Here is an 11,916-nt window from a genome sequence, read left to right as displayed (position 1 = left end):
GGTCGGCCATCTCCTCGGTGCGGCGTTGATACGGGATTCGACCACCCGGCTGAGCTGCCCTTCCTGCGGTTCCGCACATGTGGCGCAAGTACTCGGCGACAATGGCGGAATCTCGTACGTGTGCACGGCCTGCGGCCACACCTGGAGCTGATCGATGGGGGCACACCGGCGGAAGTGCGACTGGTGCGGGAGTGGTACGCCCATCGTCCGCGACATGGAGCCGATCAATCCCGATTACCAGTACTGGTGCGAGGAATGCGCGCGGGCGCTGATCATAAAAGGCGACCCCATCGAGACCTACCGGGAACTGGAAGGCGAGCCGATCTACGGCCGGCTCCTGGAGGAGCACTGCACGCTCAAGAGGTTCTACCAGTTCGTCACGGCTTGACGCGGACCTCTCCGGCTCCGGACCTCGGCGACGATGTCCCGGTCAGCGCGAGGAAGAGCGCGCCGGCCACTCCGTAGCCGGCCGACAGCAGCAATTCCGCGCTGCCCAGGTGGAGTTCCGGCCGGCCGGCCCCGTGCGGCACCCACCACGGGAGGTACGACCAGAAGACCAGCGCGGTGGCCAGGGCCGCCGCCCGGTGCCCACGCGTCCACAGCAGCAGCACCAGCGGCACGCACCACACCCAGTGGTGGGTCCACGACACCGGGCTGACCAGCAGGGCGGTGACCGCGCAGGCGCACACCGCCCAGGCCCGCCGCCCCCGCACCTCCGCCCGCACGGCCGCCGCGAGGCCCAGGACGGTCAGTACGGCCGCCCCGGCCGTCCAGGCGGCCGCCGGGTCCGCCGTGTGCAGCAGGCGGGCGAGAACCCCGCGCAGGGCCTGGTTGGCGGTGTCCCCGGCCGCTCCGACCCGGCTCGCGCGGAACACCATGTGCGTCCAGAACCGCCAGGAGTCGTACGGCAGGACGGCCGCCGCCAGCAGTGTCGCCCCGGCGAACGTGACGGCCGCCCCGCGCGCGTGCGGCAGCCACGGCCCGCCCCGTCCGCCCCGCAACCGGACCACCAGGCCGGTGGCGAGCAGGAACACCGGGAACAGCGCGGGTGTCAGCTTGACCGCCGCGGCCAGCCCGAGGCCCACCCCGCTCCAGCGGTCGTGACCGCCGGGGGGACGGCGGGTCAGGTCCCACAGCACGAGAACGGCCAGCAGCAGATTGATCTGGCCGTAGCGCAGGGTCGTCCACACCGGTTCGCACCACACGGCCGCTCCCGCGACCCACCAGACGGCCTCCGCGCGCGCGTGGCCGACGAGTTGGAGCGACAGCCGTACGAAGACCACCAGCAGCGCGAGATTGCCGGCCGTCGCCAGCGTGCGCAGCAGCGCGGTGTCCGGCAGGGACAGCGGGGTGAACAGCAGAGCCGCGAACGGCGGGTAGGTGGTGGGCAGCCGCGCGGCGGTCGCGCGCAGCGCGTAGAGGTCGCCGCCGGCGCGCACGACGGCGCCCTCGGCCCGGTAGACCATCAGGTCGACCATGGAGACGTGCGCGGCCCGCTGTGCGGCCCAGAACACCGCGAAGGACACCAGGCAGGCACCCAGGGCGAGCGGGACCCGGCGGTGTGCTGCGGACGGCGCGATCTCGGTCACGAAAGCCGACATTAGCGGTCATACAGGGGTCAAAGTGAAACCGATTTGGTGCTGCGCCCACACGCCTGTAATGTTTACGTCGTCGCCGGGGGAACCGGGCGAAACAACAGAACAAGGGGCTATAGCTCAGTTGGTAGAGCGCCTGCATGGCATGCAGGAGGTCAGGAGTTCAATTCTCCTTAGCTCCACAGAAGTCGAAGGCGGATCATCCCGAGGATGGTCCGCCTTCGGCGTGTTGCGGCACATGGCGCGGCGGAACGGAGAGGCCGAGGAGCGGAGGAGCGGCCCACCGGCCCGGAGGGCCCGCCCCCGTGTCGTCCAGCGGCCCCGCGCGCAGCCGTGGCCGGCACGGCGCCCAGCCGAGTGGATCTTCCGGTGGCACGCGCCGATCTCCGGCCGTCGGTGAGGCGGCCGTAAGGAGCGGCCGTGAAGGCGTCCGCGCGGGGCCAGGGGCGGGTGCCGGCGGCGGCTCCCGGCGGCCGGGCGGGACCGGCTCGGCCGTCCGGCACTGGCTCGCCTCCGGCTCGTCGGGCCCGGACCGCCCGGAACGGCCGAACAGGGCTGTCGGCCGGTCGGAGATCCTGCGCTCGACCGGGCGCGGCACGGCACGCTGCGCGTGGGCGCCCATCGCGCCGAGCAGGGACAGGCCGTAAAGGCTGTGCAGTGGCCGTCGGCGCGCGGCGACCGGGACCGGGCCGGCGAAGGCGCCGTGCCGGGCGCCCGTGACCCCCGCGAAGACCGTCAGCAGGCCCGCGGGCGAGCCCGGCCGATCAGGCCGGCGGTCCCAAAGACGTCGAGCGAGAACGGAACGACGCGGCGGTCACCTCCACGGGGCCGGGCGCGATCTTCGTGGTGATGGATCGCCGAGCGGCTCAGTGGGACGAGGGGCACGGAACCGAACGCCTCTGACCAGCACGGACACGGGGGCCAGCAGGATGACGGCGGACGCCGGGCCATGGGCCGAGCGACCCGGTTGGTGGAGCGAGCCGGTCCCAAGGCGAGGGTTCATGGGGGCGACTCCGGGCGGTTTCGGGAAAGCGCCCGCTGCCGCCCTCCAAGTGGGGCCATACCGATCAGTACGGGGTTCGAGGTATTACGTTGTTATCAACGGAGAATCTGGTCGGAGTGGCGCCCCATAGGGGAGGTACGCGAAGTAATCGCCGACCTTTGTTCGGTGCCGGCAGGCTTCGTGGACATCGCCCTCAGGGGCACGGAAGCGCGTCGCGGCTTGCTCGAGCGCTGCGGTACCCTAGCGCCATGCGTGCCGTACGCCTTCTGCTTAGCGGGCCGCGCTGATCAGTACCGACCCCGGTCCAGCCGTGAGGTCGGCATCGGCGCGGCGTCCCCTCCTGTGCGAGGGGTTTTTTCATTTCCGCAGGCAGAGACGATCGATGGAGCTTTGAGGATCATGAGCGAGACGAACCCCGCTGCCACCGCCGCGTCGGCGGAGGCCGCGCCGCACCGCTACACGGCCGCCATGGCAGCCGAGATCGAGGCACGCTGGCAGGACTTCTGGGACGCCGACGGCACCTACGCGGCGCCGAACCCCACGGGCGAGCTGGCGGGCGATCCGCAGCTGGCCGCCAGGCCCAAGAAGTTCATCATGGACATGTTCCCGTACCCCTCGGGCGCCGGCCTGCACGTCGGTCACCCGCTGGGCTACATCGCCACCGACGTCTACGCCCGGTTCCAGCGCATGACCGGCCACAACGTCCTGCACACCCTCGGCTTCGACGCCTTCGGCCTGCCCGCCGAGCAGTACGCCGTGCAGACCGGTACGCACCCGCGCGTGTCCACCGAGGCCAACATCGAGAACATGAAGGCCCAGCTGCGCCGGCTGGGTCTGGGCCACGACAAGCGCCGGTCGTTCGCCACGATCGACCCGGAGTACTACAAGTGGACCCAGTGGATCTTCCTGCAGATCTTCAACTCCTGGTACGACGACGAGGCGCGCAAGGCCCGCCCGATCTCCGAGCTGATCGCCCAGTTCGAGTCCGGTGAACGCGCCGTTCCGGGCACCACGCGCGCGTGGAGCGAACTGAGCGCCCGCGAACGCGCCGACATCCTGGGCGAGTACCGCCTGGCCTACGCCTCCGAGGCGCCCGTCAACTGGTGTCCCGGCCTGGGCACCGTACTGGCCAACGAGGAGGTCACCGCCGACGGCCGGTCCGAGCGCGGCAACTACCCCGTCTTCAAGGCCAAGCTGCGCCAGTGGAACATGCGCATCACCGCCTACGCCGACCGGCTGCTGGAAGACCTGGAGGAGCTGGACTGGCCCGAGGCCATCAAGCTCCAGCAGCGCAACTGGATCGGCCGCAGCGAGGGCGCCCGCATCGACTTCCCGATCGACGGCGAGCGCATCACGGTCTTCACGACCCGCCCGGACACCCTGTTCGGCGCGACCTACATGGTGCTGGCTCCCGAGCACCCGCTGGTGGAGAAGTTCACCCCCGAGGCGTGGCCCGAGGGCACGCACGAGGTCTGGACCGGCGGCCACGCCACCCCGGCCGAGGCCGTCGCCGCCTACCGCGCGCAGGCCGCCTCGAAGTCCGACGTCGAGCGGCAGGCCGAGGCCAAGGACAAGACCGGCGTCTTCACCGGCGCGTTCGCGACCAACCCGGTCAGCGGCGAGCGGATCCCGGTCTTCATCGCCGACTACGTCCTGATGGGCTACGGCACCGGCGCGATCATGGCCGTCCCGGGCCACGACAGCCGCGACTTCGCCTTCGCGCGCGCCTTCGAGCTGCCCATCCGCTGCGTGGTCGAGCCGACCGACGGCCGCGGCACCGACCCGTCCGATTGGGACGACGCCTTCGTCTCCTACGACGCGACGATCGTCAACTCCGACAGCGACGACCTGAAGCTGAACGGCCTGGGCGTGGCCGACGCCAAGGCGCGCATCACCGAGTGGCTGGCGAGCAGGGGCATCGGCGAGGGCACCGTCAACTTCCGGCTGCGCGACTGGCTGTTCAGCCGCCAGCGCTACTGGGGCGAGCCCTTCCCGATCGTGTACGACGAGGACGGCGTCGCCCACGCGCTGCCCGAGTCGATGCTGCCGCTGGAGCTGCCCGAGGTCGAGGACTACAGCCCGCGCACCTTCGACCCGGACGACTCCGACACCCAGCCCGAGACCCCGCTGTCGCGCAACGAGGAATGGGTCAACGTCACCCTCGACCTGGGCGACGGCCCCAAGAAGTACCGCCGCGAGACCAACACCATGCCCAACTGGGCCGGCTCCTGCTGGTACGAGTTCCGGTACCTGGACCCGCACAACGACCGCAAGCTGGTCGACCCGGAGATCGAGCGGTACTGGATGGGCCCCCGCGAGGGCCTGCCGCACGGCGGTGTCGACCTGTACGTCGGCGGCGCCGAGCACGCCGTACTGCACCTGCTGTACGCCCGCTTCTGGTCCAAGGTCCTGTACGACCTGGGGCACGTCTCCTCCGCGGAGCCGTTCCACAAGCTGTTCAACCAGGGCATGATCCAGGCCTACGTCTACCGCGACAGCCGGGGCATCGCGGTGCCGGCCGCCGAGGTCGAGGAGCGCGACGGCGCGTACTACTACCAGGGCGAGAAGGTCACCCGCCTGCTGGGCAAGATGGGCAAGTCCCTGAAGAACGCGGTGACCCCGGACGAGATCGCCGCCGAGTACGGTGCCGACACGCTGCGCCTGTACGAGATGGCCATGGGCCCGCTGGACGTCTCCCGCCCGTGGGACACTCGTGCGGTGGTCGGCCAGTTCCGGCTGCTGCAGCGGCTGTGGCGCAACATCGTCGACGAGACCACCGGCGAGGTCACCGTCACCGATGCCGAGCCCGACGAGGAGACCCTGCGCGCCCTGCACAAGGCCATCGACGGCGTGCGCCAGGACCTGGAGGGCCTGCGCTTCAACACCGCCATCGCCAAGGTCACCGAACTGAACAACCACCTGACCAAGACCGGTGGCGCGGTGCCGCGGTCCGTGGCCGAGCCGCTGGTGCTGATGGTCGCCCCGCTGGCCCCGCACATCGCCGAGGAGCTGTGGCGCAAGCTGGGCCACACCGACTCCGTCGTCCACCGGGACTTCCCCGTCGCCGACCCGGCCTACGTCGTCGACGAGACCGTGACCTGCGTCGTGCAGGTCAAGGGCAAGGTCAAGGCCCGGCTGGAGGTGCCGCCCGCCATCTCCGAGGAGGAACTGGAGAAGGTCGCGCTGGCCGACGAGAAGGTGATCGCGGCACTGGGCGGCGCGGACATCCGCAAGGTGATCGTGCGGGCGCCGAAGCTGGTCAACATCGTTCCCGCCTGAACGCCGGTGCTCACCGGGGCGTGAGAACGGGCGTTCGGGCCGGCTCGGGGTAGTCCTCTACGGGCAGGTTCGGGGTTCAAACGGAACTCCGGGCCTGCCCGCTGCGTTTACCGTGGAGAAGCGCAGTGGCCCGTACCGCACCGACCGGAGAAGGAGCGCCATGGACGTAGTGCTCACCGTGTTCGCCCTGCTCTTCCTGATCTTCGTCGGCCTGGGCGCCTACGCCACGGTCAGAGCCGTCCGCGCCACCAAGCGCGGCGTGGACCGGACCATCGCGCAGGCCCGTCGCACGGTCGAGGACCACACCCTGCGCGCCAAGTCCGTCGCCCAGCCAGGGCCGGCCGGCGAGATCGCCCGGCTGCGGCTCACGCTGCGCACCTCCATGCGCGCCACCCAGGACGCCCTCCACGCGGGCGTGGCCGAGGACGAGTCGCTGAAGGAATCCCTCGGCCTCTTCGAACGGCTCAGCGTCCACGGGCACGAACTGGACGCCGACCTCAAGCGCCTGGAGACCGAGCCGGACCGGGCCACGCTCGCCGCACGCCTGCCCGACCTCCGCGCGCGCACCGAGCGCATCACCCAGTCCGCGGACTCCCTGCGCTGGGCCGTCCGCGACCGGGCCCGCCGCTTCTCCGACGACGACCTGGACCACCTCAGTGCCCAGATCGACATCGAGGCGGACGCGCTGCGCCACTGGACGAGAACCGAGCCCGGCCAGGCGTATCCGGACTGGTCCGACGCGCCCGCGGCCTCCGCCGACGGTCCGGCCACCCGACAGGCCCGGGCCGGGGCGGCCGAGGCCCGTGCCACCGCGCCGCCCGCCCCCGACGCGATCGCCGCGCCCTCGTGGCGTCCCACCGTCCCATGGCAGAAGAAACCCCGTCCCGAGAGCACCACATGAGGGTGCCGCTCCCGGGGCACACGACAGGGGCCGGGCTGCCGAGCGAGCGCTACGCCAGGTAACCTCCAGCTCATGTCCCGCCATGTCGCGATCGTCACCGATTCAACGGCCTATCTGCCGCCGCGGGCGATGGAGCGTCACGGCATCACCACGGTCCCGCTGACCGTGGTCCTCGGCGACCAGGCGCTCGAAGAGGGCACCGAGATCTCCACCCGCTCCCTCGCCCAGGCGCTGCAGAAGCGGCGCTCCGTGACCACCTCCCGCCCCGGCCCCCAGGTGTTCGCCGAGACCTACCGCAGACTTGCCGAGGCCGGCGCCGAGGGCATCGTCTCCCTGCACCTGTCCGCCGAACTGTCCGGGACCTACGACGCGGCGGTCCTCGCTGCGCGCGAGGCAACGGTGCCCGTGCGGGTGGTGGACACCGGAATGGTCGCGATGGCGCTCGGCTTCTGCGCGCTCACCGCGGCCCAGGCCGCCGAGGCGGGCGGCACGGTGGACGAGGCCGTCACGGCCGCCGAGAAGCGGGCCGCCGGCACCTCCGCCGTCTTCTACGTCGACACGCTCGACTATCTGCGCCGCGGTGGCCGCATCGGCGCCGCCCAGAAGCTGCTGGGCTCCGCGCTCGCCGTCAAGCCGCTGCTCCAGCTGGACGACGGCCGTATCGAGCTGCTCGAGAAGGTGCGTACGGCATCCAGGGCGATCGCGCGTCTGGAGGAACTCACCGCGGAACGGGCGGGCAACGCGGAGGTCGACATCGCCGTCCACCATCTCGCCGCCGCCGACCGTGCCGCCGCCCTCGCCGACCGGCTCCGGGCGCGCGTCCCGGGCCTGGCAGACCTCCACGTCAGCGAGGTCGGCGCGGTGATCGGGGCACACACCGGGCCCGGGCTGCTGGGGGCGGTCGTCTCGCCTCGCTGAGCCGGGCACGGGGACGGGGACGGGGGCGTTGGCGGACGGTTCGGGGCGTGGGGGCTCGCGGGCCCGTCGGTTTCACTCGTGTGGGTGGCAGAGTTTTCCACAACCGGGCGGTCATCCACGGGTTTCGACCAAGATCACCCCGGTGGGGCGGAATGCTCCATCCTCGTCGCATGGCACTTCGATCCCGCTCACGCATCGCGACCCCGACCAGCGGCCCCGGCCGTGGCCCGGCTTCCGACGGCCGCGTCCGGCACCGCCGCGCCACCGCACACCGGACCGCCGGGCCCCGCACCACGGAACATCGCCGCACCCGCGGCCGTCCGCCCGCGCCGGCGGAGGAACTGCGCCGCCGAGCGGAACTCCTCTTCGGCGAGCGAGCCGTCCAGTGGCGGGAGTCCGGCAACGCGCCGCCTGACCGGGACGGTTCCGTACCTGAGCCGGGATCGTTGGGGCGTGTGCCGCGGGTGGTGCGGTCGGCACCGACGACGATGAGGACAACCACCACGGCCGCGCCGGAGCCGGTCACGGACCCGGTGTGCTCATCGGCCGAACCCGCCCCACCGCCCCCGTTCCCTGCCGTTGTGCCGGGGACCGAACAGGCTGGTGGCGCACAGCCACCGGTGTCGCGGGGGACGGGGGAGGCGGAGACACCTGCGGCTCCGGGCTGGCCGGAACGCGCCGCACTGGCGCTGCGGGAGCGGATGCCGGTGTGGCTCCAGGCGCGGTACGGGGTGGAGCGGCGAGCGGTCGTGGCACTGACGCTGGTGCTCGCGGTCGCGGCCGTCTTCGCCGCGCAGCACTTCTGGTCGGGCCGGACCCAGTCCGTGAGTGCCCCGCAAGTCGTCCGCGCACAGGCGCCCTTCCCGAAGAAGGGCGAGGAGACGGCGCCCGCGGTGGCCGGGGCCGCCTCGGCGACACCCGGGGCGGAGATCGTCGTGGACGTCAGTGGAAAGGTCCGTAAACCGGGAATCCTGCGGTTGCCGCCCGGCGCCCGGGTGGCCGACGCGCTGCGAGCCGCGGGCGGAGTCCGGCCGGGCGTGCGTACGGAGGGCCTCAACCGGGCCCGTTTCCTGGTGGACGGTGAGCAGGTCGTCGTCGGCGCCCCCGCAGGAGCTGCCGCTCCGGCCGGCCCGGCAGCGGGGCAGCTGTCCGGTGCCGCCGGCCCGGGTCCGGCCGCGCCGGTCTCGCTCAACACCGCCACCGCGGACCAGCTCGACACCCTGCCCGGAGTCGGCCCGGTACTGGCCCAGCACATCATCGCCTACCGCACCCAGCACGGCGGTTTCCGCTCGGTCGACGAACTGCGCGAGGTCAACGGCATCGGCGACAGCCGGTTCACCGATCTGCGTGACCTGGTACGGCCGTGAACCGGGCGCCCGACACGGCCGGCCCGGGCACCGGGCACGAGGCGAGCGGAGCCCCGGGGGCCAGCCGGGCAGGCCCCCTGGACCTGCGCCTGGTGCCGCCCGCGCTCGCGGCCTGGGGCACGGCGGCCCTGACCCTGGACACACCGGCGGCCTGGACCGCCACGACCGCCGTCGTCTGCCTGCTCGGCGGAGTCCTGCTGCTGTCCGCGCGCCGATCGCGAACGGCCGAGCGGGCCGGGAGGACAGATCGGGCAGGGCGGGCGAGATGGTCATGGCAGCCTGGGTGGATCGCAGACACCGGAAGCCCCGGACGGGCCGGGACGACCGGGCGGGTCCGGGACCGGTTCCGCTGGGCGCGGGCCTCCGTCGCCGCCGTGCTGCTCTGTTCCGCCGCGGCGGCCGTCTCCGCCGGACTGCACGGTGCCGATGTGCGGCGCGGGCCGGTGCCCGAGCTGGCCCGGCGGTTCGCGACCGTCACCGCCGAGGTCGAGATGAGCGGCGATCCCTGGCTGAGCACGCCGCGCGTGAGCGGCGAGCGCATGGCGCCGGTGGCGGTGCTGGCGCGGGCCGAGGTACGCAGCGTGGAGGCGGCCGACGGACGGCGGACGCGGACCCGGACGCCCGTGCTGCTGATCGTCGACGCGGATGTCCCCGCACCGGAAGAGAGCGCCGGGAGAAACCGAAGCCCCGGGCCGTCGTCCGGAGCCGAACGGCACCGGCCGGGCGGGCGAGCCGGCTGGCTCCGGCTGCTGCCGTCCACCCGGCTCCGGGTCGGCGGGCGGCTGGCCCCCGCGCTCGCGGGCGGCGACCGCACAGCGGCCGTATTACGGGTGCGCGGTCGGCCGGTACCCCGGATCGTGGCGGGGCCGAGCGGGCCGCAACGGCTCGCGGGCCGGCTCCGGGCGGGCCTGCGAGGGGCAACCGATGGCCTGCCGGGCGACGCGCGGGCGCTGCTTCCCGGACTGGTCGTCGGGGACACCTCGCGGATCACACCCGAACTCGACCGTGCCTTCGACGAGACGGACCTCGCGCACACCCTCGCCGTCTCCGGCAGCAACCTCACCGTCCTGCTCGCGCTGCTCATCGGTCCGCCGGGCCTGGCCCAACGGGCCGAGCGTCGCGGTCTGGCCCCACGCCTGGGCCTCCCACTGCGGGCCACGGCCCTGCTCGCGGGAGCGCTGACGCTGGGCTTCGTGGTCGTCTGCCGACCCGACCCCAGCGTCCTGCGCGCCGCGGCCTGCGGCGCCGTCGCCCTGCTCGCGCTGGCCACCGGGCGCCGCAGATCGCTGATCCCGGCGCTGGCCACGGCCGTTCTGCTGCTGGTGCTCTACGACCCGTGGCTGGCCCGCAGTTACGGCTTCCTGCTGTCGGTGCTGGCCACCGGCGCGCTGCTGGTGCTGGCGCCGGGCTGGAGCGAGGCGTTGCGGCGGCGCCGGGTGCCCCCGAGGCTCGCCGAGGCGCTGGCGGCGGCCGCCGCGGCCCAGGCCGTCTGCGCGCCGGTCGTGGCGGTGCTGTCGGCCCGGGTGAGCCTGGTGGCCGTACCGTGCAATCTGCTGGCCGAGGCGGCGGTCGCACCGGCCACCGTGCTGGGGTTCGCGGCACTCGCTACCGCGCCGGCGGCGATGCCGGTTGCCAAGGCACTGAGCTGGTGCGCGAGTTGGCCCGCCGGGTGGATCGCCCAAGTCGCCCGGACCGGGGCGGCGCTGCCCGGCGCGGGCGTGGACTGGCCGGGGAGCTGGCCCGGAGCACTGGCGCTCGCGGTGATCACCGTGGCCGTGGTGTCGGCCGGCCGGAGACTGCTGCGGCACCCCGTGTGGTGCGGCCTGCTCGGGATGCTGCTCGTGCTGGTCGTGACCCGGCCGGCGCCGCTGACCCGTGTGATCACGGGCTGGCCTCCGCCCGGCTGGAGATTCACGATGTGCGATGTCGGGCAGGGCGACGCGACGGTGCTGGCGGCGGGCGAGGGGACCGGGGTGGTCGTGGACGCCGGACCGGATCCCGCGCTGGTCGACGACTGTCTGCGGCGGCTGGGCATCACCCGCGTCCCCCTCGTGATCCTGACCCACTTCCACGCCGACCATGTGGCCGGCCTGACCGGCGTCCTACGGGGCCGCTCGGTCGCGGCGATCGAGACCACCGGGCTCGCCGAACCCGCCGACCAGGCGGAGTTCGTCAGGAGGGAGGCGGCCGAGCGGCACATCCCGGTCGTGACGGCCGCCGCGGGGGAGGAACGGCGCGTCGGACCGCTCACCTGGCGGGTCCTGTGGCCCCCGCCCCAGGGCTCGGGGCCACGGACACGCTCGGCGGCACGAGTCCCCACCGCCGGTCCGGCCGCCCTCTTCGAGCCCGAGGGCCCGAACGACGCCAGCGTGGCACTGCTGGTACGCACGGGCGGGCTGCGACTCCTGCTGCTCGGGGACCTCGAACCCCCGGCCCAGCAGGCCCTGCTGCGGTCCCCGGCGGCGGCCGAGCTGGCCGGGGTGGACGCCCTGAAGGTGGCTCACCACGGTTCGGCCTACCAGGACCCCCGTTTGCTGCGCCTCGCCGCACCCCGGGTGGCACTGGTCTCCGCCGGAGCCGGCAACTCCTACGGCCATCCGGCACCGTCGACCGTGAGCGCGCTGCGGACCGGTGGGGCGACGGTCCTGCGCACCGACCGGGACGGGACGCTCGCGCTGACCGGCACCGGCGGGAGGGACGGGGAGATGCGGGTGACGAGCGAGCGCTGAGCCCGCCGCCCGCGTGACGAGGCGTGTGGGGGCCGTGTGAAATCCTGACCTGAGCGACTAATTCGGATCAGTCCCGGCACAAGCAGGGGATTCCCGTGATGTGGGCCCGTGTTGCCTCGAAAGC

Annotated in this window: 7 protein-coding genes and 1 tRNA gene; 7 read left to right on the top strand and 1 reads right to left on the bottom strand. The window is 73.0% G+C overall.

Annotated features, from left to right (window positions below; translation table 11 throughout):
* Positions 1 to 154: 154 nt before the first annotated feature.
* Positions 155 to 388: a hypothetical protein gene (locus AB0E62_RS15580; RefSeq protein ID WP_030653820.1), complete on the top strand. Its 234-nt coding sequence runs from the start codon at positions 155 to 157 to the stop codon at positions 386 to 388.
* Here the strand turns inward: AB0E62_RS15580 and AB0E62_RS15575 are convergent.
* Positions 378 to 1,601, bottom strand: coding sequence for a glycosyltransferase 87 family protein (locus AB0E62_RS15575; RefSeq protein ID WP_362192760.1), 1,224 nt, complete (start codon positions 1,599 to 1,601; stop codon positions 378 to 380). The genes AB0E62_RS15580 and AB0E62_RS15575 overlap by 11 nt on opposite strands.
* A gap of 103 nt (positions 1,602 to 1,704) precedes the next feature.
* Here AB0E62_RS15575 and AB0E62_RS15570 point away from each other — a divergent pair.
* From AB0E62_RS15570 to AB0E62_RS15545, 6 genes are all read left to right on the top strand, one after another.
* Positions 1,705 to 1,777, top strand: a tRNA-Ala gene (locus AB0E62_RS15570).
* 1,220 nt (positions 1,778 to 2,997) lie between these two features.
* A complete protein-coding gene (leuS, locus tag AB0E62_RS15565) occupies positions 2,998 to 5,877 on the top strand; it encodes a leucine--tRNA ligase (RefSeq protein WP_362192757.1) in 2,880 nt (959 codons plus the stop codon).
* A gap of 160 nt (positions 5,878 to 6,037) precedes the next feature.
* Positions 6,038 to 6,778, top strand: a complete 741-nt coding sequence (locus AB0E62_RS15560) for a hypothetical protein (RefSeq protein WP_362192754.1) — start codon at positions 6,038 to 6,040, stop codon at positions 6,776 to 6,778.
* 72 nt (positions 6,779 to 6,850) lie between these two features.
* Entirely contained in the window at positions 6,851 to 7,696 is an 846-nt protein-coding gene (locus AB0E62_RS15555) for a DegV family protein (RefSeq protein WP_362192751.1), read from the top strand.
* Between the two features lie 170 nt (positions 7,697 to 7,866).
* On the top strand, positions 7,867 to 9,063 hold the full coding sequence (locus AB0E62_RS15550) for a ComEA family DNA-binding protein (protein ID WP_362192748.1): 1,197 nt from the start codon (positions 7,867 to 7,869) through the stop codon (positions 9,061 to 9,063).
* Between the two features lie 491 nt (positions 9,064 to 9,554).
* Positions 9,555 to 11,792 carry a ComEC/Rec2 family competence protein gene (locus AB0E62_RS15545; protein ID WP_362192842.1) on the top strand — a complete coding sequence of 746 codons (2,238 nt, stop codon included), beginning with the start codon at positions 9,555 to 9,557 and terminating at the stop codon, positions 11,790 to 11,792.
* Positions 11,793 to 11,916 lie beyond the last annotated feature (124 nt).

The organism is Streptomyces sp. NPDC038707, from assembly GCF_040636485.1.
GTDB lineage: Bacteria > Actinomycetota > Actinomycetes > Streptomycetales > Streptomycetaceae > Streptomyces.
The sequence above is the reverse complement of the archived record's forward strand: the minus strand, read 5'-3'. Positions and strand labels throughout refer to the sequence as shown.